Annotated in this window: 17 protein-coding genes; 9 read left to right on the top strand and 8 right to left on the bottom strand. The window is 67.3% G+C overall.

From position 1 onward, the window contains the following. The first annotated feature begins 113 nt into the window (after positions 1-113). Positions 114-1,001, top strand: coding sequence for an RNA polymerase sigma factor RpoH (gene rpoH, locus AC1DQJ_RS03075; RefSeq protein ID WP_477600142.1), 888 nt, complete (start codon positions 114-116; stop codon positions 999-1,001). Positions 1,002-1,279: 278 nt separating this feature from the next. Then, a complete protein-coding gene (locus AC1DQJ_RS03080; protein WP_477600144.1) occupies positions 1,280-3,589 on the top strand; it encodes a TonB-dependent receptor in 2,310 nt (769 codons plus the stop codon). Here the strand turns inward: AC1DQJ_RS03080 and AC1DQJ_RS03085 are convergent. The 3 genes from AC1DQJ_RS03085 to AC1DQJ_RS03095 form a co-directional block, all read right to left on the bottom strand. Beyond that, complete coding sequence (locus tag AC1DQJ_RS03085) at positions 3,586-4,398, bottom strand: response regulator (protein ID WP_477600146.1); 813 nt, start codon at positions 4,396-4,398, stop codon at positions 3,586-3,588. The genes AC1DQJ_RS03080 and AC1DQJ_RS03085 overlap by 4 nt on opposite strands. Positions 4,399-4,466: 68 nt before the next feature. After that, positions 4,467-5,753, bottom strand: a complete 1,287-nt coding sequence (locus AC1DQJ_RS03090) for an adenylosuccinate synthase (protein WP_477600148.1) — start codon at positions 5,751-5,753, stop codon at positions 4,467-4,469. 173 nt (positions 5,754-5,926) lie between these two features. Next, a complete protein-coding gene (locus AC1DQJ_RS03095; protein WP_477600150.1) occupies positions 5,927-6,535 on the bottom strand; it encodes an acyloxyacyl hydrolase in 609 nt (202 codons plus the stop codon). A 107-nt stretch (positions 6,536-6,642) separates the two neighbouring features. Here AC1DQJ_RS03095 and AC1DQJ_RS03100 point away from each other — a divergent pair, with 107 nt between their 5' ends. Together AC1DQJ_RS03100 and AC1DQJ_RS03105 are read left to right on the top strand one after the other, a co-directional pair. After that, entirely contained in the window at positions 6,643-7,062 is a 420-nt protein-coding gene (locus AC1DQJ_RS03100) for a VOC family protein (protein ID WP_477600152.1), read from the top strand. Beyond that, entirely contained in the window at positions 7,059-8,039 is a 981-nt protein-coding gene (locus AC1DQJ_RS03105) for a threonine ammonia-lyase (RefSeq protein ID WP_477600154.1), read from the top strand. Before AC1DQJ_RS03100 ends, AC1DQJ_RS03105 begins: the two co-directional genes overlap by 4 nt. 6 nt (positions 8,040-8,045) lie before the next feature. On the opposite strand, the gene AC1DQJ_RS03110 is transcribed toward AC1DQJ_RS03105, so the two are convergent. After that, positions 8,046-8,546: a hypothetical protein gene (locus AC1DQJ_RS03110; protein WP_477600156.1), complete on the bottom strand. Its 501-nt coding sequence runs from the start codon at positions 8,544-8,546 to the stop codon at positions 8,046-8,048. A gap of 348 nt (positions 8,547-8,894) precedes the next feature. Between AC1DQJ_RS03110 and AC1DQJ_RS03115 the strand changes: the two genes are divergently transcribed. Together AC1DQJ_RS03115 and AC1DQJ_RS03120 are read left to right on the top strand one after the other, a co-directional pair. Further along, entirely contained in the window at positions 8,895-10,664 is a 1,770-nt protein-coding gene (locus AC1DQJ_RS03115; protein ID WP_477600158.1) for a hypothetical protein, read from the top strand. A gap of 136 nt (positions 10,665-10,800) precedes the next feature. After that, positions 10,801-11,664: a toll/interleukin-1 receptor domain-containing protein gene (locus AC1DQJ_RS03120; RefSeq protein WP_477600160.1), complete on the top strand. Its 864-nt coding sequence runs from the start codon at positions 10,801-10,803 to the stop codon at positions 11,662-11,664. A gap of 13 nt (positions 11,665-11,677) precedes the next feature. On the opposite strand, the gene AC1DQJ_RS03125 is transcribed toward AC1DQJ_RS03120, so the two are convergent. From AC1DQJ_RS03125 to AC1DQJ_RS03135, 3 genes are read right to left on the bottom strand one after another with little or no spacing between them, the layout of a single operon-like run. Next, entirely contained in the window at positions 11,678-14,818 is a 3,141-nt protein-coding gene (locus AC1DQJ_RS03125; RefSeq protein WP_477600162.1) for an efflux RND transporter permease subunit, read from the bottom strand. Further along, positions 14,818-15,954: an efflux RND transporter periplasmic adaptor subunit gene (locus AC1DQJ_RS03130; protein WP_477600164.1), complete on the bottom strand. Its 1,137-nt coding sequence runs from the start codon at positions 15,952-15,954 to the stop codon at positions 14,818-14,820. The genes AC1DQJ_RS03125 and AC1DQJ_RS03130 overlap by 1 nt, the downstream gene beginning before the upstream one ends. A 1-nt stretch (position 15,955) precedes the next feature. Beyond that, entirely contained in the window at positions 15,956-17,389 is a 1,434-nt protein-coding gene (locus AC1DQJ_RS03135) for a TolC family protein (protein ID WP_477600166.1), read from the bottom strand. Between the two features lie 240 nt (positions 17,390-17,629). Here AC1DQJ_RS03135 and AC1DQJ_RS03140 point away from each other — a divergent pair, with 240 nt between their 5' ends. Together AC1DQJ_RS03140 and AC1DQJ_RS03145 are read left to right on the top strand one after the other, a co-directional pair. Continuing rightward, positions 17,630-19,279, top strand: a complete 1,650-nt coding sequence (locus AC1DQJ_RS03140) for a M28 family metallopeptidase (RefSeq protein ID WP_477600168.1) — start codon at positions 17,630-17,632, stop codon at positions 19,277-19,279. Between the two features lie 17 nt (positions 19,280-19,296). Continuing rightward, positions 19,297-20,100: a DUF72 domain-containing protein gene (locus tag AC1DQJ_RS03145; protein WP_477600170.1), complete on the top strand. Its 804-nt coding sequence runs from the start codon at positions 19,297-19,299 to the stop codon at positions 20,098-20,100. A gap of 70 nt (positions 20,101-20,170) precedes the next feature. Here AC1DQJ_RS03145 and AC1DQJ_RS03150 read toward each other — a convergent pair whose 3' ends face one another. After that, the gene (locus tag AC1DQJ_RS03150) at positions 20,171-20,479 is read right to left on the bottom strand and encodes a hypothetical protein (protein ID WP_477600172.1); all 309 of its coding nucleotides are present in this window, start codon (positions 20,477-20,479) and stop codon (positions 20,171-20,173) included. A 239-nt stretch (positions 20,480-20,718) separates the two neighbouring features. Between AC1DQJ_RS03150 and AC1DQJ_RS03155 the strand changes: the two genes are divergently transcribed. Further along, positions 20,719-22,653 (top strand): methyl-accepting chemotaxis protein, encoded by a 1,935-nt coding sequence (locus AC1DQJ_RS03155; protein ID WP_477600174.1) that lies wholly within the window; start codon positions 20,719-20,721, stop codon positions 22,651-22,653. Positions 22,654-22,707 lie beyond the last annotated feature (54 nt).

Raw genomic sequence — 22,707 nt, forward strand, 5'->3', positions numbered from 1 at the left:
CCTTACGCCAGCCGCAACCAATACCTATCTGAATGGTTGGAGGGGGCGGACGGTGACGCGCGCGTATCGCGCAGCGACCCGAAAACCCGCCGAGTAAGAAAGGGGATATATCCATGGCCGCTAACGCGCTCGCCGTGATGTCGCCGGAAGGCGGACTGAGCCGGTACCTGACCGAAATTCGCAAGTTCCCGATGCTGGCCAAGGACGAGGAGTTCATGCTCGCCAAAGCCTGGCGTGAGCACGAGGACTCCGAAGCCGCACACCAACTCGTCACCAGCCACCTGCGTCTCGTGGCCAAGATCGCCATGGGCTATCGCGGCTATGGCCTGCCGATCGGGGAAGTGATCTCCGAAGGCAATGTCGGGCTGATGCAGGCGGTGAAGAAGTTCGAACCGGACAAGGGCTTCCGCCTGGCGACCTACGCCATGTGGTGGATCCGCGCCTCGATCCAGGAATACATCCTGCGCTCGTGGAGCCTGGTGAAGATGGGCACGACCGCCGCGCAGAAGAAGCTGTTCTTCAACCTGCGCAAGGCCAAGAGCCAGATCAGCGCCTTCCAGGACGGGGACCTGCATCCCGACCAGGTCAGCCTGATCGCCACAAAGCTGGGCGTGCTGAACGAAGAAGTGATCTCGATGAACCGCCGGCTGTCGGGCCCCGACGCCTCGCTGAACGCGCCCCTGCGCGTCGACGGCGAGAGCGAGTGGCAGGACTGGCTGGAGGACGAGACTTCGGTCAGCCAGGAGACCTATGTCGCCGAAAACCAGGAGCGCACTCAGCGCATGACCCTGATGGAAGCGGCCTTGACCGAGCTGTCGGACCGGGAACGCCACATCCTGACCGAACGCCGGCTGAAGGATAACCCGACCACTCTGGAAGAGCTGGCCGCGGAATACGGCGTCAGCCGCGAACGCGTCCGCCAGATCGAGGTCCGGGCCTTCGAAAAGCTGCAGAAGTCGGTGACCGCCGCAGCCCGCGACAAGAACCTGATCGAGGCTTAGGCCTTCTTCGCCGAAGCGAACTCAAGGCGCCGCAGCCACCCACTGCGGCGCCTTTTGCCTGCCTGAAGTAGACATCGACGCTTGCCAGGAATTCTGGCGCGCCTGGCCTACCAATCCAGATTTCCTGAAACACCAGATCACGCCAGTAAATATTTACTCGGCGCGTCTTGAGCAATTCTAGCACTTTTCAAAGATATACTCGCTAACCTTCGCCGCCATCGACCTGAACTATCCCTCAAGCGCCGCAGTATCCCTGCGCCGCTTCTATGGGGATAGAAATGCACTTCAAACAGTATGGATTATCGCTGCGCGGGCTCCTGCTCGCCAGCACGCTGGTCTCGTCCACCTGGGCGCCCCCCGTGCTGGCACAGCAGATCGACGAACTGGTAGTGACCGGCAAACGGGTGTCGGAAGCAGCCGTCGCCATCGGCACTGACGAGCCGACAGCCACGGTCTCGATCACGCGCGAGGCGCTATTGTCGGCGCCTGCCGGGATCACCGGACTGAAGATGCTGGAGAGCCTGCCTGGCTTCAACGTCCAGGCCAACGACGCCCTGGGCATGTACGAGTTCGGCAACTCGGTGAGCGTGCGGGCTTTTTCGTTCACCCAGATCGGCTTCCTGTTGGACGACGTGCCGATGGGACGTTCCGACCAATTCGGCGGCTCGCCGATCTACCGCTATGTCGACAACGAAAACCTGCTGCGGGTGCAGGCGTCATCGGGCGCCGGCGACGTCAGCCTGCCGAGCTACGCCTCGCTGGGGACCATCGTCGACTACTTCACGACGCCGCCAAAGGAGCAACTGGGCGGCGCAGTCAGCCTGACCGCAGGCTCTGACGGGCTGTTCCGCAACTTCCTGAGGGCGGACACTGGGGAGCATGACGGCTGGAGCGCCTATCTCGCCCGCTCCGACATCCAGTCGGGTCTGTGGCGCGGGGCCGGCGAGATCGACCGCGAGCACATCGAGGGCAAGGTCCGCTACCGCTTCGACGGCGGCGCCGAGATCACTCTGCAGGGCGTCTACAACGACTACTTTGACTATGACTCCCCAGCCATCACCATGGCCCAGTACGTGGGGCCGCCGGACCAGTTCGGTCGCCAGGGCCGCTTCTTCCCGTACCTGGACTATGTGCCGGTGTTGCCGGTCACCGCGCCGGGGATCACCTATTCAAACACCGCCTACAACCAGTACTACAAGCAGGCGATCAACTCGCGGACCGACTACCTCTGGGCCGTTTCGGCGAAGACCCCGGTCGGCGAGAACATCGACCTTTCGGCCACCGCCTACTACGAGGACAAGGAGGGCTACGGCGTATCGCCCGAGGCCTACGCCACCTCGCTGGCCAGCTACAACGCCGAGCGGCTGATTGTGCCCGGCCTGTTCGCGCCCAAGGGCCTGCAATACGGCCTCTCGACCATCAACGGCGAGCGCAAGGGCCTCACCGCCAAGGGGGATTGGCGGGTCGCAAACCACGCCGTACAGGCCGGCCTCTGGTTCGAAGGCGACGACTATCACCGCACCCAGGCCCGTTATAACCATGCCGGTGGCGCCCCGGACGGCGACCCGCTGCTGAGCGAACCGGTGCACCTGCAGCGCAACTACACGTCCACCCGCCAGACGACTCAGTTCTTCCTGAAGGACGTGATCGGCCTGCTGGACGATCGACTGAAGCTGGACGTCGGCTTCAAGGGGCTGTGGATCGACTACGAGATCAGCGGCTATCGCAACCCCGGGGACTATATCGCCCGACGCCAGCCGACCCTTACGGCCAAGTGGGAGGACGGCTTCCTGCCCCAGGTTGGGGCGGTCTACAACCTGACCGACCGCGAACAGGTATTCGCGTCCTACTCCGAGAATATGGCCCTGCCCCGCGGCGCTGATGACGTGTTCTCCGCCGCCAGCCCGACCGTACCGGCCCCGGACCCGGAGACGGCCAAGAACTGGGAACTGGGAATCCGGACCAACCGGCCGACCTTCAACGCCTCGCTGGTGGCCTACCAAACCAGCTTCGCCAACCGCCTGCAGTCGTTCGCACAGATCGTGCCGGGCTCGACCACCACCGAGACCTTCTTTCAGAACGTCGGCGAGGTGGACGCTTATGGGGCCGAGTTCTCCGGCCAATGGAAACCGGACGTGCTGGCGGGCAGGACCTATTTCAACACCAACCTCAGCTACAATGTCGCCGAGTTCCAGGACGATTACGCGACGATCGTCGGCGGCGTTCCGACTACGGTGGCGATCGCCGGCAAGACCGTGCCGGACTTCCCTGAATGGGTGTTCCAGGGCGGGGTGACGTTCGAGTTGACCGACTGGGCCCTGTTCAACCTTTCGGCCCGCCACATCTCCGAGCGCTACAGCAACTTCATCAACACCGAGAAGGTCGACGGCTATACCGTGTGGAACGCCTATCTCGACGTGGGCGAACTGGGCACGGGGCCGCTGAGCCATCTGAAGTTCCGGCTCAATGTCGATAACATCTTCGACGAGGACTATCTGGGCACGATCACCACGACCACCACCGGCCTGGCGACCTTCCGCCCGGGCCCGCCACGGTCAGTGCAGCTCACGCTGTCGGCGGAGTTCTAGGCCGCCCGATCCTTGGCCGCCGCGTCCTTGGGCAGGAAGGCCAGCAGGGGCGCGGCGTGCTTAGCCATGTCTTCGGGGACCAGCACGCCGGTCTGGGCGGCGCTGGCGAGGTGGAGTTGGAACTCAGTGACTGCGGCGGCCAGCTTGGTGTTCCTGGTCGTCGCCGCGCCGCGGTGCAGCTCGACCATCTGGGCCAAGAGGGCGCGCATGGCCTGGGCCGGATCGCTGGCGATGGCCGGGATCGCCGAGCGCACGATCTTCAGGGCCTGGACGATGCGCTGGTCGTCGGGCGTGACGGCGTCCGAGCGGCGCTTGCGCGGGCCCGTATAGTCGCCGGAGTTGAAGCGCCGCCGGTCGGGACCGACGTACTGGACCGCTTCCACCCAGTCGCGCGGATGCAGGGTGACCGCTTCCAGGCGGCGCAGCAGATCCTTGGCGGTGTAGGGCTTGCGTAGGAATTCGTGCACGCCGGCGTCGCGGGCGGCCAGGATGGCGCCGGCGGTGGCGGTGGCGGTGATCATGATGATCGGGGCCATGCGGCAGGCCGCATCGGAGCGGCGCAGTTGGCGGGCGAACTCGACGCCGTCGACGTCGCCGCCGGCCAGTTCGACGAAGATCAGCTGCGGGTTCACCTGGCGCGCGGCCTCAAGGCCCTTGCGGGTCGTGACCGCGTTCCACAGCTGGACCGGGGCGATATTGCGCATGAGATCGGCCAGCAGCCTGGCGCTGGCCGTGGCCGGGTCAACGATCAGCACCCGCTGCATCAGCGGCGCCATGCGCTGAATCTGTTTCAGGTCTTCGTTGAACACGAGGGGGCGGGACTCCGAAATCTCGCCCCCAGAATGTTCCCAACGTCCTTAAGAACGCCTTACGTCGATCAGTCCTGGAAAGGATCGCGGACCATTATGGTGTCGTCGCGCTGCGGGCTGGTGGAGACCATGGCCGCTGGAGCGCCGATCAGCTCCTCGACGCGGCGGACATACTTCACCGCGTTGGCCGGCAGGTCCTTCCAGGAGGTGGCCCCGGCGGTGCTTTCGCTCCAGCCGTCCATCTCCTCGTAGACCGGTTCGATGGCCGACTGCTGCTTGAGGCCGGCCGGCAGGTAGTCGAGCACCTCGCCGCCGATCTTGTAGCCGACGCAGATCTTCAGCTTGGGCAGGCCGTCGAGAATATCGAGCTTGGTCAGGGCGATGCCGTCGATGCCGTTCAGCGCCACCGACTGGCGGACCAGCACGGCGTCGAACCAGCCGCAGCGGCGCGGACGGCCGGTGACCACGCCGAACTCCTTGCCGACCGTGCCCAGGTGCTGGCCGATCTCGTCGAACAGCTCGGTCGGGAACGGACCTTCTCCGACCCGGGTGGTGTAGGCCTTGACGATGCCCAGCACGTAGCCGGGGCCCTTGGGGCCAAGGCCCGAGCCCGCGGCGGCCTGGCCAGCCACAGTGTTGGAAGAGGTCACATAGGGATAGGTGCCGTGGTCGACGTCGAGGAGCGCGCCTTGAGCGCCCTCGAACAGCACACGCTTGCCCGACTTCACCACGCCGTCCAGCAGCTTCCAGGCCGGCTGGGCAAAGGGCAGGATCTTCGGCGCGATCTCTTCCAGCGCGGCGAGCAGTTGGGCGCCGTCGTATTCGGGCAGGCCCAGACCGCGACGCAGCGGGGTGTGGTGGGCCAGCAGGCGGTCGATCTTGGCCTCCAGCGCGTCGCGGTCGCGCAGGTCGTCGACCCGGATGGCCCGGCGGCCGACCTTGTCCTCATAGGCCGGGCCGATGCCGCGGCCGGTGGTGCCGATCTTGTTGACCGCGGCGGCTTCGCGCGCCTGGTCGAGGTCGCGGTGCAGCGGCAGGATCAGGCAGGCGTTGTCGGCCAGGACCAGCAGGTCCGGGGTGATGTTCACGCCCTGGCCGCCCAGCTTGGCGATCTCTTCCAGCAGGTGCCAGGGATCGACCACGACGCCGTTGCCGATCACAGACAGCTTGCCCTGCACGACCCCCGAGGGCAGTAGGCTGAGCTTGTAGACCTGGTTGCCGACCACCAGGGTGTGGCCGGCGTTATGGCCGCCCTGGAAGCGAACGACGACGTCCGCCCGGTTCGACAGCCAGTCGACGAGCTTGCCCTTGCCTTCGTCGCCCCACTGGGCGCCGATCACGGTCACATTGGCCATTTCAGGTACGATCTCCCGGCCTGCCGAGCGGGTCCGACCACGCCCTTCGACAGGCTCTCGGCGGGTGGACTGGATCGATTTTAGGAAGCGAAAGCGCGGCCCAGGGGCGGCAGCTCTCGGTTCGGCGGGGGTAAACCAGTGGGGAGGGCCGGCGTCAAGCCCTCTCCCCGGAATCAGAAGCGGCGGAGGAGCCGCACGCCGGCCGCATCCATGCCCTGGTTCTTGCCCTGGGCGAACACCTGGCCGTTGGAGATGTGGACCCAGGAGAGCTCGGCCGACCAGGCGTTGTCGACGCGCAAGCCGAGCGCCAGCTCCGGCTGGAGCAGGACCTTGGAGCCGAAGTCGATGCGGCTGCGATAGAGCTTGAGGCGGCGCTCGATCTCCTCGGGGGAAAGGCCCGGCGCGTTGACCGGCGGCAGGTCGACCTCGCCGTCGGTGATGGCCAGGCCCAGGCCCGGGCGGACATAGAGGCGCTCGGTCAGGGCGATCGGCCAGGACAGGCCCGCGGCGGCGAAGTTGGAGGTGTTCTCGCTGTTGAGGGAAACGAACATGTGCGCCTGTGGGCGGCCCAGCACCTTCAGGCGCCCGATGCGTGCGCTGCGCACGCCAAGGTGCAGGTCGGTCCCTTCCTCGCGGCCCGGCGCGCCGACGCCGATCGCCTCGCCGATGAAGGTGACGTCGTGCGCGTAGACGCCCAGCAGCCATTCGCCTGCCTGCGCCGCGCCCACGCAGAACACCGCCGCCGCGACGCCAAGCGCCGCTGCGATTGAGCAGGATTTCATCGTCCGTAACACCCCCGAGTACAGGCTTGACCCTAGCGGGGGGACACCGCGCCGAAAAGGGTCTCCCATAGTCGCCTCGCCGCACGGCTCGGGTTATGACTGCGCCCATGACCCGACCGCGTTTCCACCTCGCATTTCCTGTCCGCGACCTCGCCGAAGCGCGCGCCTTCTACGGCGACCTGCTGGGCTGCCCGGAGGGCCGCTCGAGCCCCGACTGGATCGATTTCGACTTCTATGGCCACCAGATCGTCGCGCATCTGTCGCCGGAGGAGTGTGGCCATCGGAACACCAGCTCGGTCGATGGCGAAGACGTGCCGGTGCGCCACTTCGGGGCGATTCTGGCCCTGCCCGAATGGCACGTGATGGCCGGCAAGCTCGAGGACGCGGGGATCAAGTTCGTGATCGAGCCGCAGATCCGCTTCGAAGGTCAGCCCGGCGAGCAGGCGACGATGTTCTTCCTCGACCCCTCCGGCAATGCGCTGGAGTTCAAGGCCTTCGCCGACGACTCGATGGTGTTCGCAAAATGAGCCTGACCCTCGCCGACATCGAAGCCGCCGCCGGGCGGCTGGCCGGCCACGCCGTCGAGACCCCGCTGATTGAGAGCCCGGCGCTCAACGACCGGCTCGGCCGCCGGGTGCTGATCAAGCCCGAAACCCTGCAGCGGGTCGGGGCCTTCAAGTTCCGCGGCGCCTATAACCGCCTGGTCCAGCTGTCGGCGGAAGAAGCGCGGCGCGGCGTGGTGGCGTTCTCGTCGGGCAACCACGCGCAGGGCGTGGCGCTGGCGGCCAAGCTGCTGGGCATGCCGGCCCTGATCGTCATGCCCTCCGACGCCCCGGCGGTGAAGGTCGAGGCGACGCGCAGCTACGGCGCCGAGATCAAGCTCTACGACCGGCTGACTGAGAGCCGCGAGGCGATCGCCGCAGCGGTGGCGCAGGAGCGCGGCGCCGTTGTCGTGCCGGCCTTCGACGACCTCGACATCATCGCCGGCCAAGGCACAGTCGGGCTGGAGCTGGTGCGCCAGGCCAAGGCGCGTGGGGTCAGCTTCGACGTGGTGGTCTCGCCGGTCGGCGGCGGCGGGCTGATGGCCGGCGTCTCGACCGCGGTGAAGGCGCTGTCGCCGCAGACCGCCGTGGTCGGGGTGGAGCCGGAAGCCTTCGACGACACCCTGCGCTCGCTGCAGAAGGGCGAGCGGATCGTCACCAAGCCGACCACGCGGTCGCTGTGCGATGCGCTGGAGAGCCCTGCCCCCGGCGAGCTGACCTTCCCGATCATGCTGCAGACCGTCGCCGACGTGGCGTTGGTCAGCGACGCCGAGGTCGCCGAGGCGATGCGCTACGCCTTCGCGGTGCTCAAGCTGGTGGTCGAGCCCGGCGGCGCCGTCGGCCTCGCCGCCCTGCTGAGCGGCAAGGTGAAGAGCTGGGGCGACGGGACCACCGGCCTGGTGATGTCCGGCGGCAACGTCGACCCCGAGCTGTTCGCCAGGGTCCTGCGCAAGGAGTTCTGAGCTCTCCTAGAGCTTGACGGAGGTCGCCTTCGCGCCGTCCGTCGTGACCCGGCGCATGATCGCCATTTCCTGGCCCGCCCCTCCGGCCGCCGGTTTCACGACCGTAATCACGAACCACGCCCCCTGCGGCAGTCCGCTGAAGATGAACCGGCCCGAAGCGTCGCAGGTCGCGCGCTTGACGAAGGCCGAATAGTCGCTGCTGCGTCCGGGCGGCGTGCGCCCGCGAACGTCCGAGGCCAACAACGTGGCGGAGGACGGCGACTTGTACAGGATCTCCATGCGCCGTCGCGTCCAGGGCGTCTCGGGCGTCAGCACGACGCCGGCGTCGGCGCAGGAATAGGGCTGGCCGTCGGCCTTGTAGCGGAGCTGGCCCTCGATGCGTCCCTTGCCGGCCGCGGTCGACCAGGCGAAATCCGAAGTCCTGAACTCGGCGTTGGCCGGCCGCGCCGTATTTGTCGCGACCGCAGCAGGCGGCGGCGAGGTCGTCGCGCAAGACGCCAGCAACATCGCAACGCCAATACCGCCCAGCGAGCGGGAATTCGAACGAACAGCACTTGCGCGGCTTTGGAACGCCCGCGCGTCTTCGAGCTTAGCGGCCATCGACGTCTTTCAGATATTTGATCCCGAGCGGAAGACAAAACGATTGCCCAACAGGCTTGGCAATTGCAACATCTATCGGCCAAGGAACGAACCTAATCAGCAATTGCTGAAAGTTTCCGCAGACCATCAAGCGCCCCACAATCCGATGCGCTAGAGTACAATTTCGCCTTGAACTCGAGGTCCAACGCCGCTCGATAGGGCGCGGCAAACTCCGGGAAGTGATCAATGCCAGGGTACGACATCGGTCATTCAACCATGACCCGGCAAGCACTTGGCGAAGACTCCTCGCCCCGACAGGTCGAGCCGCCGCCGGAAGCGCAAGGCGCGTCCGAACCGATCACGCTGCAGGTCGCCTTCGCCGGTCACAACCGCGCGCCGGACCTCGGCCACCGCCCCCCTGTGCTGCAAGGACTGTTCGCAGCCTTCGCGCTGATCAAGGCGGCGAACAACGGCCCCGCACGGCTGTTGACAGGACTGGCGTCCGGCGCTGACGAACTTGCCGCCGCCGCCTGGCGGCAGTCGGATCTGGGGCCCATTCACGCGGTTTTCCCCTTCCTCCACGACGCCGAGGCCCCGATGGTCGGGCCGAACGGGGCCGCGGAGACGGCGACCTGGCTGGACGGCGCGGCGGCCGAGGCGGAAGGGCGGAACCCTCACCTCAAGCAGACCCGCCTGATCGTTGAAACCGCCGACCTGCTGGTGGTCGTATGGACCGGAGAGCGGGCGCGGGGCGCCGGGGGTACGGCCGACGCCGTGCGATGCGCCCTGGATCTTGGCCTGCCGGTGCTCTGGATCAAGCCCTCGGAGCCTCACGCCCTGCGCCTGATCCGGTCCGAGGACCTGCCGTCGGACTTCGACTTCACCGAGTTCCAGGAGGCGTTGCAGGCCGGTCGCCAGGCGCATGTGGAATTCGCCTCGCCGGAAAACCTGCGCGAGGCGCTCAGCGCCCGCGCCCCCGAACCCGCGGCGTGGGAGCCGCCCGCCGCGGAAACGCCTCAACGCCTGCTCGGGCGCATCGAAGACTGGCTGCACGGCTGGCTCTGGAAGACCTACGGGATCTTCCGCAAGCTGGTCGGAGGTCGGGTGGAGCCGGTGCCGCCCGGACCGGACGTGCCAGCCGACCTCGCTAGTCAGCCGGGATTCCAGATCCTCACCGCGGCCTATCTGAAGGCCGACAGTCTGGCCAATCGGCTGTCGGCGGTACATCGATCCGAGCAAGTCCTGCTGATCATAGCCATGGTGACAGCGGCGATCATCGGCTCGGCCTGGGTGGTCTGGCCCGCATTCAAGATCACCGCCGTGACCATTGAACTGCTGTTGGCGCTGGGCGCGCTGTGGGTGTGGTCGGGCGCGCAGAAAGCGCGGCAGCACGAGCGCTGGAGCGAGGAGCGCCTTCTGGCCGAGCAGCTGCGGCATGAGCGCGCCGGGTGGGCGCTGGGCGTCAGCGTCGCCAGCACCGGCGGCCGCGACCTGCACCGCCGGACCGACGACCAAGGCCGGCAGACCCTGCGCTCGGCCGGGCTGCCGCACGGCAAGTTCGATCCCGACCGGGTCCGGCGCTGGGGCGCCTGGTCAATGAACGAACTGATCGATGGGCAGTCGGCCTATCACCGAGTGATCAGCGCCCGCGACGGCCGGATCGCGCACCGCATTCATATGGTCGAAGATTGCAGCTTCATCTTCCTGCTGCTGGTGCTGGGCGGATATCTCGCCTTCTACATCGTGTTTCATCTCGCCCACGCCCACCCGCCCCACTGGATGGTCGGCACCGTGGCCATGACCGGCACCATCGTGCCAGCGATCGCCGCGGCCTCGATGGCCATGGAGGCTAAGCTGGAATTCGCCGAACAGAGCGAACGCAGCCAGCGGGTCGCCACACACCTGGACGAACTGTCCCGCCGGATCGAGCCCGATCCCTCGTTCAGCAGGCTGCAGAGCGCGGCCCGCTCGGCCATGCGCTGGCATATCGCTGAGGCTAGCCAGTGGGGGGAAGGCGCGCAGCGGCGGCGGCTGTTCAGGCCTTAGGCACAGGCCCGACCGCCTGCACCACCATTAGTCGCGAGATGGGCGAAGGATTCCCCTAGCGAGCAAGGGGGCTTGCCACGTACGGTCAAGCTAGGACTTAATGACAAGTTAACAACGTGACCTACAGGCGCTTGATATGACTGCCGATGTGTTCATCAGTTTCGCGTCAAAGGACCGAAAGGTCGCGACGACGCTATGCCAATCGCTAGAGCGGCGCGGCGTCAAATGCTGGATTTCGGCGCGCGACATCCTGCCCGGCGAGAACTTTCAGGTGGCCATCGTGCAGGCCATTCGGCACGCGCGCATTCTGTTGCTGGTCTTCACGGCCAACTCCAACAACTCCGAGGAAATGACCAAGGAACTGGCGCTCGCGAGCCAGCAGAAGATGATCGTCATCCCCCTGCGGGTGGAGGACGTGACGCCGAGCGACGCGTTCGCCTACGAGTTCGCGACCCGGCAGTGGATCGACGCCTTCGCCGATTGGGAATTCGCAATCGACCAACTCTGCCAACGGATCGGAAATGCGCTGGAGGCCCAGGGCGCCGCCGCGGCCGTGCCGGTCCCCCTCGAAGCGCCTCAGCCGCCGGCGCCTGCGGTGCTGGCTCTCGGCGAGATGGTCCGTAAGGCCGCGTCAGCGCCGCCGCCCGCCGAGCCAAGCCCGGACGCGCCGGAGTCCGCACCCGTCGACGAGTTATCGCCCGCCGCCAAGCGCCCTGTGGGCCGGCTACTGATGATCGCCGCGGCGATCGCGGCCGTGGTCGGCCTGGGTTTGGCCGCACCGCGCCTACTCAATTCCAGGGCCAAGCCGGCCACCCCCATGCTGGCGGTCGCCAGGCTGGAGCCGGTCGTGGCCGTCCCGACCCCCGAGGTCGCCGTCACTGCTCCTGCAGCGCCGCCCGTCGCCGAGGCCGCGCCGCAAGAAGACAAGCCGGCCCCGCCGCCGAAGCGCAAGGCCCGCAAGCCGGTCGAGACCACGGTCCACACCGACATCCCCTACTGACCGGCAGTACCGGCTAGAGACGATCCTCAGGCGCCGGCGGTGCCGGGGCGTCGCGCGGGGTGACCAGGCGAGCCAGCTTCGGTCGCAGCCAGTTCTCGAAGTCGTCGACGAACTCGTAGACCACCGGTACCAGCACCAGCGACAGCAGGGTCGAGGTGATCAGGCCGCCGATCACGGCCACGGCCATCGGCTGGCGGAACTCGGCGCCCTTCTCCAGCGCGAAGGCGGTCGGCAGCATGCCGGCGGCCATGGCCATGGTGGTCATGACGATGGGCCGCGCCCGCTCGCGGCAGGCTTCGATCAGGGCCGCGCGCTGCTCCATGCCGTCGCGCTCGCGCTCGATGGCGTACTCGACCAGCAGGATGGAGTTCTTCGCCGCGAGGCCGAGCAGCATCAGGAAGCCGATCAGCGAGGGGATGGACAGCGACAGGTTGAAGATCAGCAGGCCTAGAAACGCCCCGCCGACCGCCAGGGGCAGCGCGGAGAGGATGACGATCGGCTTGAAGAACGATCGGAACAGCAGGACCAGCACGCCGTAGATCATTCCCACGCCGGAGAAGACCGCCAGGCCGAAGGAGGCGAACAGCTCCTGCATGGCCTCCAGGTCGCCGGTCTGGGCCGGGGTCACTCCGGCCGGCAGGTTCTTCATGATCGGCAGCTTGTCGACCGCCTTGTTGGCGGTGCCCATCTCGACGCCGTTGAGCTCGGCCTGAACCGTCTGCTGACGCTTGCGGTTCAGGCGCTCGATCCGCGCGGGACCGGCCTGGAACTGCACATCGGCCACGGCGTCGAGGGTGGTGACGCCGCCGGTGGCGGTCGGCAGACGCAGGGACTTGATCCGATCGATGTCGGCGCGGGCGTCGGCCGGCAGGCGGATGCGGATCGGCAGGCGACGCTCGCCGTCGGTCAGCTTGGCGACGTTGGCGTCGATGTCGCCGACCGTGGCGACGCGGGCAGCCTGGGCGATGGTCTCCACCGAGACGCCCAGACGGGCGGCCTCGTCGGCGCGCGGGACGATGATCACTTCGGGCCCCACCGGCGGGGTCGAGGGCCGGGGATCAGCGACCTCGTTCAGGGTGCGCATCTGCTTTTCCAGCTCGAGCGCGGCGGCCTGCAGCTTTTCGGGATCGTCGCCCTGCAGGATCTTCTGGAGCCCTGCCTGGCCCTGGAAGTCGAGGAAGCTAACGCGCGCGTCGGGCACGGTCAGCAGCTGGTCGCGCATCTCCTTGCGGATCTCCGCGCCGCTCTTGTCGCGATGGCCCGAGAGCAGGACGGTCATGGTGCCGCTGCGCAGATCATTGCCGCCGCCGCCGCTGAAACCGGGGCCGCCGGCGCTGACGGTCGAGCCGATCTGGGAGAAGACGCCGGTAACCTCCGGGCGGGACTCGAAGATGGTGGTCAGCCGCCGGACGGTGTCCTCCATGTCGGTGGCGGTGGCGCCGGGCGGGCCCTGGATATTCACATAGAGGTAGTCGGGGTCGCCGGCCGGCTGGAAGCCCTGCGGCAGCATCGGCACCAGGGCCAGCGAGGCGACGAACACCACGCCGCCGACGATCGAGGCGATGATCCGGTGGTCCAGCGCCCACTCCAGGGCGTTGCGATAGAAGCCCTCGAACGGCTTGCGCGGCTTGGGGTGCGTCGCCGGCTTCAGCAGGTAGGCGGCCATCAGCGGGGTCAGCAGGCGGGCGACCACCAGCGAGAACAGCACGGCGATCGAGACGGTGATCCCGAACTCGCGGAAGAACTGGCCCGCCATGCCGGCCATGAACGACACCGGGGTGAACACCACGACAATGGCGAAGGTGGTGGCGACCACGGCCAGACCGATGGCGTCGGCGCCTTCCATGGCCGCCTGGAACGGACGCATCCCCTGCGCCACGCGCTTTTCGATGTTCTCGATCTCGACGATGGCGTCGTCGACCAGGATGCCGATGACCAGGGTCAGGGCCAGCAAGGTGACCACGTTCAGCGAGAAGCCGAACAGGTTCATGAAGAAGAAGGTCGGGATCAGCGACACAGGCATGGCGAAGGCGGTGATCGCCGTCGAGCGCCAGTCGCGCAAGAACAGGAACACCACCAGGGCGGCCAGGATCATGCCTTCCAGCAGCACGTGCTGGGTGGCCCGGAAGCTCGCCCGCGTCTCGTCCACGCTAGAGAAGATCTTGGTGAAGGTGACGCCCTTGTACTGGCCTTCGGCCTTCTGCAGGGCGGCGATGATGTTGTCTTCGACGGCTACGTCGCTGGAGTCGCGGGTCTTCATGACCATGAAGCCGACCACCGGCTGGCCGTTCAGCCGCGCGAAGCCGCGCACCTCGGAGGAGCCGTCGCCGACCTCGGCGATGTCGGTCAGCTTCACGAAGCTACCGGTCCCGGTGGGAATAGTGAAGTCGCGCAGAGCGTTGAGCGTCTCGACCGAACCCAGCACGCGCAGGGTTTGCTCGCGGCCTCCGACCTGCAGCCGGCCGCCGGGCGCGTCTAGGTTGGCGGCGCGCAGGGCGTTGTTGACCTGGGCGGCGGTGAGACCGCGGGCGTTGAGCCGGTCCGGGTCGATGATGACGTTGATTTCGCGGGTGACCCCGCCGACGCGGGCGACCTGGGCGACGCCCTTCTCGCCCTGCAGCAGGCGCGCGACGGTGTCGTCGATGAACCAAGAGAGCTCGACGTCGGACATGGCCGGCGCGGCGACCGCGTAGGTGAGGATCGGCTGGCTGTCGAGCTCGACCCGGGTGACGGTCGGCTCGTCGATTTCCCGCGGCAGGATGGCCCTGGCCTGATCGACCCGGGAGCGGACCTCGTCGGTCTTCTTCTGCAGGTCCTCGCCCAGCTCGAACTCGATGCTGGTGGTCGAGACCCCCTGGGTGACGGTCGAGTAGATGTTCTTGACGTTGGGGATCCCGGCCATCGCGTCCTCGATCGGACGGGTGATCTGGGTCTCCATTTCCCCAGGCGCGGCGCCGTTCTGAGTGACGGTCACCGAGACCATCGGGAACTGCACGTTGGGGAACATTTTCACGTAGAGGCCGCTGTAGGCCACGATCCCCGCGAGCAGCAGGGCGACGAACAGCACCGCCACCGGCACTGGATTTTTGATCGCCCAGGCCGAGATGCGCATCCCGCCGTAGCCACCGCCGTCGTTTTCGTGAGAAGCGGACATCAGTGCTTCGCCGTCGCTTGCGCCGCCGGCTTGGCCGGGGCGACGGGCGCGGTGGCGTCGATCGGCTTGACCACGTCGCCGTCGAGGAGGAAGGCCGCGGCGTTCTGGATCACCCGGGTTCCGGCCGGCGGCCCCTTGATCAGGCTGACCAGACCGCCGCCGCGGGCGCCGGTGGTGACGATCATCCGCTTGACCTTGTTGTCCGTGCCGACGGTCATCACGCTGGCGCCATCGGCGTCATAGCGGATCGCCGTTTCGGGGACCGTCAGGCTCTGGCCGCTGGCGTCGTTGAACACCGCGCGGCCGAAGCCCCCAGCTCGGATGTCGCTGCGGACCGGCAGCAGAATGCGCACAGAGCCGAGCTTGGTCTGGGCGTTGACCTGGGGCGAGACGATCCGCACCTGACCGGCCGCCGTGCCGCCGGACGGCAGGGTCACGGTGGCCGTCTGGCCGACCCTCACGCGGGCGAGATCGTCTTCCGAGAGATCGGCGGAAAGTTCGATCTGGCCGTCGCGGGCGATGCGGAACCAAGGCGAGGCGCCGCCGCTGGCGAGGTCGCCGGGACGAACCGTGCGCTCAAGCACCAGCCCGCTCACCGGGGCGGTCACGGCCAGCTTGCCCTGGCGGGTCTGGACGTCGCGATAGCCGGCGGCCTGGGCGTTGGCGGTGGCGCGGGCGGCCTTGGCCTGGTAGCGCCGCTGGTCGATGGCTTCCTGGCTGAGAACGCCCTGGCCGTCGAGCCCGACCACGCGGGCGGCGTCCGCCTCGGCGAGTTGCGCCTGGGCCTCGGCCTGGGCGGCGAGCGCCTTCTGCTGTTCCAGTTGGGCGTTGATCAGCACCCCGTCGAGCTGGGCGAGGGTCTGGCCGGCCTTCACCTGGGCGCCCTCCTCCACCAGCACGCGGGCGACGCGGAAGCCGTTGACCTCAGGGTTCACGGCCGCCTCCTCACGCGGGATCAGCGAGCCCGAGGCGCTGAGCGCGCCGGTGACGGCGCGGTTCTCGACGCGGACGACACGGACGGCGCGGGCGCCGGCGGCCGGATCCTTCTTCGGCGGCTCCTTGGGTCCGCAGGCCGCCAACACCAGGGCCGAGGCAAGGCCGACCGAGAGCGTCAGGATGGTCTTGGTTCTCGTCACTTTAGCGAGCCTCTTTATTCGTCGGGGCGGACTCCAGCGGCCAACCGCCGCCGAGCGCCTTGTAGGTTTGGACCGCCCGCCGCAGGGCTTGGACCTCAGCGGCGGTCTTCTGGGCGCGGATCACGCGCCAGGCGGATTCGGTGTCGAGCGTCGTCTGCAGGTCGATGAAACCGGCGACGAAGCCCTTGTTGGACGCCTCGTAGGCGCGCTTGGCGCGGACCTCGCCGTCAGTCAGCAGGACCACCCGACGACGGTCGGATGCGAGCTGGACCAGCGAATTCTCGGCCTCGCCAAAGGCAGTCTGGACGGTCTTCTCGTAGGCGATGACCGCCTGCTCGGTGCGGGCGTCCTGGGCGTCGAGCTCGGTCATGAGCCGCGGGATGTCCAGCACCGGGATGACGACATTGGCGCCGATCGTCCAGGTCTGGATGGTGTTGGAATAGTTCGGCTGCACCGCGTCCTGCAGGCCGATCCCGGGGATCAGATTGAAGGTCGGGAAGAAGGCCAGCTTGGCGTAGTCGAGACGGCCGAGGGCCGAGGCCAGCATGGCCTCGGCGCGACGCACGTCCGGGCGCCGGGCGAGCAACTCGCCGGGAACGGTCGCCGGAACCTGCGGGACCTCGCCAACATCGGCGTCGATCGGCAGGCTGGCGATGGGATCGACGCCGCGCCCGGTCAGGATCAGCAGGTTGCGGCGCTGAGCTTGCAGTTCGGCTTCGAAAGCAGCGACCTGGCTGCGGGCCTGGGCGAGGTCGCTGGCGACGCGGTCGGCGTCCGAGGTGGCGGAGATCCCGCGCTCGGCGCGGATGCGGACGATGCGATAGAGCTCGCCGCGGATCCGCTCGGTGGCGCGGGCGTCGTCGAGCTGAATGGCCAGGCCGCGGGCCTGGAAATAGCTGTCGGCCACCGCCGCCGCGAGGCTGGCGCGGGCGCCTTCGTAGTCGAGCCGGGCGGCGGCCATCTCCGCGTCGGCCGCACGGCGCGCGGCGAAGATCCGGCCGAACAGGTCGACCTCCCAGCTGACGTCGAAGTTGACGGTGCTCAGCTCGCTCTCGCCGATGGTCGAGAAGCCGGGCACGCTAAGCTGCGCGCCATTGACCAGCCGGCTTTCGGACTTGCTGGTCTGGCCGCGAATATTGCCCTGAGGCAGGAAGGCGGTGAGCGCGCCTGATCGGGTGGCGCGGGCCTCGCTCAGCCGGGCGGCGGCCGTGCGCGCGTCCGGGCTGGAGGCCAGGGCCTGGTCGATCAGGCCGGTCAGCTGGGCGTCGTCGAACGCCAGCCACCAGCTGTCGAGGTCCACGGCGGCGGCCGGTGCGACGGGCGCCTCATAGGCGACCGGCAGCCGGGTGTCGACGTCGCGGGTCGAAGCGCAGGCTGCAAGCGTAAGGCTGGCCAGGCCGGCCAGGGACGTGGCCGCGAGGGAGGCTGGACGCATCATTCTTTCATCGTTGGAGCTCTGTGCAATCGCCACGGCCAGGTCGGCCGAGTGGGCAGGCGCGGCGCAGATCTCGGGATCGGCGGTCCGTTCTTAGTCGTGGTCGCGCTTCAGGTCGATTGCAGAGCCGAGACAATCAGAAACCAGCGCCGCCCTGTGGCGCGTTGGTCGCAGCCCCCTTTCGCGAGCGGCGCCGTCGAACTAGGGTTCGGCGCAATTCCACCCCCCATTGAGTGATCTATGAAAAAGTTTCTTCTCGCGGGCGCCGCCATTTGGGCTGTTTTCTCTACGCCGGCCCTCGCTGGCGACATCGATCCGGCCAAGATCGCCGAGCATGTGAAGGTTCTGGCGTCGGACGCATATGAGGGCCGCGCCCCGGCCACCGAAGGCGAGAAGAAGACCGTCGCCTACATCACCGAGCAGTACAAAGCCGCCGGCCTGAAGCCGGGCGGCGACCTGGTGAACGGCCAGCGCAACTGGACTCAGGACGTGCCGCTGGCGCGCTTTGAGAACAAGGGCCCGGTCGCGGTCAGCGTCACCGCCGGCGGCCAGAAGCAGACCTGGGCTCAAGGCGAGCAGGTTGCCCTGCGCGCCGCCCAGACCGGCGCGACCCGCGTCAGCGTGAAGGACGCCCCGGTGGTGTTCGTCGGCTATGGCGTCACCGCGCCTGAGCGCAACTGGGACGATTTCAAGGGCGTCGACCTGAAGGGCAAGATCGCCCTGGTGCTGGTCAACGACCCCGATTTCGAAACCGGAAAGGGCGACTTCGGCGGCAAGGCGATGACCTATTACGGCCGCTGGACCTACAAGTTCGAAGAAGCCGCGCGCCAGGGCGCCGTCGGCTTCCTGGTGATCCACGAGTCGGCCCCGGCCTCCTACGGCTGGGCGACGGTGAAGAACTCCAACACCAACACCGTCTTCGACATCATCCGCGACAAGCCGACCGAAGCTCACGCCCAGGTCGAAGGCTGGATCCAGCGCGACAACACCGTCGAACTGTTCAAGGCCGCCGGGCTCGATTTCGACGCCCTGAAGAAGCAGGCCCAGACCCGCGACTTCAAGCCAGTCGAACTGAAGGGCGTCACCTTCTCGGCCGACTATGAGGTCGACGTGCAGAAGATCGTCTCGAAGAACGTGGTCGGGATGGTCCCCGGCTCCAAGCGCCCCAACGAGACTGTCATCTACTCCTCGCACTGGGACCACATCGGCGTCGGCCTGCCGGACGCCAAGGGCGACCGGATCTATAACGGCGCCGTCGACAACGCCGACGGCATCGCCACCATGATCGAGATCGGCCGCGCCTTGGCCAAGGGGCCGCAGCCGGAGCGGTCGGTGGTGCTGCTGGCCGTGACCGCCGAGGAGAAGGGCCTGCTGGGTTCGGAGTACTACGCCGCCAACCCGCTCTACCCGCTGGCCTCGACCGTCGCCGATATCAACATGGACGGCCTGTCGCCCGTCGGCCCGGCCAAGGACTTCACCACTTCGGGTGACGCCGCCTCGACCCTGCAGGACGCGCTGATCGAAGTCGGCAAGGGCAAGGGCCGGGTCTACACCCCCGATCCCCGCCCGGAGGCCGGCTCGTTCTTCCGCTCGGACCACTTCCCGTTCGCCAAGCGCGGCGTGCCGGCGATTTCGTTCGGCTCGGGCCGCGATCTGGTCGACGGCGGCAAGGCCGCGGGCGACGCGTTCTCCAAGGCCTACACCGCCGACCGCTACCACCAGCCGGCCGACGAATACGATCCGAGCTGGAACCTTGAAGGCATGGCCCAGGACGGCCAACTGATGCTCGACCTCGGCCGCCGCCTGGCCAACTCGACCATCTGGCCGGAGTGGAAGGCCGGATCGGAATTCAAGCAAACCCGGGACGCCACGGCGGCCCAGCGGAAATAGCACCAGCGAGGACAGAGATGGCGCAGGCAGGTTTGATCCGCGCAGGGATCGGGGGCTGGACCTTCGAACCCTGGAGAGGGGTGTTCTATCCTCCGGGCCTGAAGCACGCCGACGAATTGGCCTACGCCAGTCGCCATCTCACCGCGCTGGAGATCAACTCCACCTACTATTCGAGCCAGAAACCCGAGTCCTTCGCCAAGTGGGCGGCCGCCACCCCAGACGGCTTCGTCTTTACGCTGAAGGCCTCGCGGTTCTGCACCAACCGCAAGGTGCTCGCCGAGGCCCGGGAGTCGGTGGCCAGGTTCGTAGGCCAGGGGATCGTCGAGCTGGGTGACCGGCTCGGTCCGATCCTCTGGCAATTCATGCCGACCAAGAAATTCGACCCCGACGATTTCGCCGGCTTCCTTGACCTGCTGCCGGCCAGCCACGGCGGCCTGAAGCTGCGTCACTGCGTCGAGGTGCGGAACGCCAGTTTCGTCGATCCGGCCTTCGTGAAGCTGTGCCGCGACCGCAACGTGGCCATCTGCCTCTCGGAGAACGACAACTACCCGTTGATCGCCGACATCACCGCCGACTTCGTCTACTCGCGCCTGCTAATGGGCTCCGACAAGATCGAGACTGGCTACGAGCCCAAGGACCTGGACGCCTGGGCCGAGCGGTTCGGCGAGTATTCGCAGGGGCGCGTGCCCGGCGACCTGCAGCCGGTAGACCGCACGGGGCCAGCAGAAGGTCCCCGCGACACCTTTGTCTTCTTCATTCATGAGGGAAAGGTGCGGGCGCCGGCCGCCGCGCAGGAACTCATCAAGCGAGTCAGCAAGTAACCCTAAACGCAAAACGCCCCCGGCCTGAGCCGAGGGCGTGATCTGCAAGAATGCGAATTCTTGTTGCGGCTTAGGCGCCGCCGGGGAAGCGCATCGGCACCTTCACGGTCCCGGTCTTCGAACCCATCGGCAGGGCGTCGGCCACGCACAGGGCGGCCTTGTCAAAGCCCTTACCAGCCTTGCTGTCTTCCAGGACCTTGCAGCCCGACAGCTTGCCAGAGTCGGCATTGCACTCGAGCATGACAACCGCGGCGTCGCGGGTATTGGCATGCTTGGTCAGGCACTTCGACATGCTTTCTTGGAAGTCAGCCGCAGTCGACGCGCCGGCAAACGCCAGGCTGAGAGCGATACCGCCCCCGATCTTGATGAGATTTTTCATCGCCCCACTCCTTTCTAGATAACGGACGCAGGCTCTTCTATGGGGCATTCAGGTTAAGAGAGTCTGATGGGCGCAATTTTGATTTGGTTAATACCAAGTAAATCGCCTCGACCAATTTATGGTGTCTTTGTATTTATTACGCGCGCGCGACGTCCTTAAAATCCGGAAGTTCAGTGACGATTGGTTAGCAACCTCACGGCATTTTACACCAAAGGGTAGACTTCGTGGGGGAACTTTCGGTGAAGCGCTTTCGGCTCGTAGACTTGCCGCTGATCGCAAAGATCGGCTTCGCTCCTGCATTCGCGCTTGTGATGCTGGCTCTGACCGCCGGTGGCGCAGTCATCATCCAACGCGGACAGGCTGCCGACCTCACTCAGGTCGTGCACAAGGACCTGCCCAACAGTCTGCGGCTGCAGAAGGTCTCGGAGCGGATCACCGCCGTCCATGGTCAGCTCTACTTCCTGTTGACCCACCAGGCGGCCACGATCGAGACCGACAAGATCGAAGGCGATAGCCAGGCGATGCTGGCCGAGGTCGACGCCATCACCAAGGAAGTCCAGGCCATCGCCGCCACGGCGCCGCCTTCGCAGAAGAAGTCCTTCGACGACCTGATCAAGGCGCTGAAGAGCACCCGCGACGCGCTCGACGTCATCGCCGCGATGATCACCGCCGACTTCGGCACCGCCGCCGGCTTCGCCGCCCCGTTCGAAGAAGAATATTCGAACATGTCGGGCATGCTGAACAAGATCGTCGCCGCCAACGGCGCCCTGACCGACGCCAACGCCAAGGCCAGCGAAGCGCGCTCCAACACCGCCCAGATGGTGACCATGGTCGCCGCCCTGGCGACGCTGCTGATCGCCGGCGCTCTGGCTTGGGCGCTGACCATGATGCTGCGCCGCGACGTCAAGCAGATCGCCGGCGCCACCGAGGGCCTGGCCCGCGGCGACAACGCCATCGACCTCGACAAGCTGGCCCGCAAGGACGAGCTGGGCGCGATCGTCTCGTCGCTGACCATCTTCCGTGACAACCAGCTGCACCTGGAGAAGCTGCGCGTCGAGCACGAGCAGACCGAGGCCGCCGCCGAGGTGACCCGCCGCCAGAACGCCGAGGCCGCCGAGGCCATCGCCGAAGAGCAGGCCATGGTCGTCAACTCGCTGGCCCAAGGCCTCGACAGCCTGGCCGCCGGCGACCTGACCTACCGCCTCAACGCCGAGTTCCCGGGCGACTACCGCAAGCTGCGCGACGACTTCAACGCCGCCTCGGCGAAGCTGGAAGAAGCCATGAGCGCAATCGCCGGCGCCACTGCCTCGATCCAGTCGGGCGCGGGCGAGATCAGCACCTCGGCCGACGACCTGTCGCGCCGCACCGAGCATCAGGCCGCGACCCTGGAAGAAACCGCCGCAGCGCTGGATGAGATCACCGCCACGGTCAACAAGACCTCGGAAGGCGCCAGCCATGGACGTGAGGCCGTCGCCGCCGCCAAGACCGACGCCGAAGAAGGTGGCCTGGTCGTCGGCCGCGCGATCGACGCCATGGGCCAGATCGAGAGCTCGGCCAAGCAGATCAGCCAGATCATCGGCGTGATCGACGAGATCGCCTTCCAGACCAACCTGCTGGCCCTGAACGCCGGCGTCGAAGCCGCCCGCGCCGGGGAAGCTGGCCGTGGCTTCGCGGTCGTCGCCTCCGAAGTGCGGGCCCTGGCCCAGCGCTCGGCCGAAGCGGCCAAGGAGATCAAGACCCTGATCAGCGCCTCCTCGGCGCAGGTGAGCGAAGGCGTGAACCTGGTCGGCGAGACCGGCAAGGCGCTGGAGCGCATCGTCCGCCAGGTGGCCGAGATCTCCAACGTGGTCGGCGAGATCGCCGCCTCGGCCAAGGAAGAGGCCCTGGGCCTCGGCCAGGTGAACACCGCGGTCAACCAGATGGACCAGGTGACCCAGCAGAACGCCGCCATGGTCGAGGAATCGACCGCCGCCAGCCGCGTGCTGGCCGACGAGGCGCACGAACTGGCCCGGCTGGTCGCCCGCTTCAAGGTTACCGGCGGCCGCGTCCAGACCGGCGCCCGCACCGTCGCCCATCGCCCGTCCGCCTCGGCGCCGTCGCGCCCGGCGACGCGCGGCGCCACGGCCCTGGCCCACGCGCCCCAGGCTGACGAAGAGACCTGGGAAGAGTTCTAAGACCCAATACAAGACGTCCAGGAACGAAGGGGGTCGCCGTCGGCGGCCCCCTTT

It is taken from the genome of Phenylobacterium sp. P4_E10 (assembly GCF_056401675.1).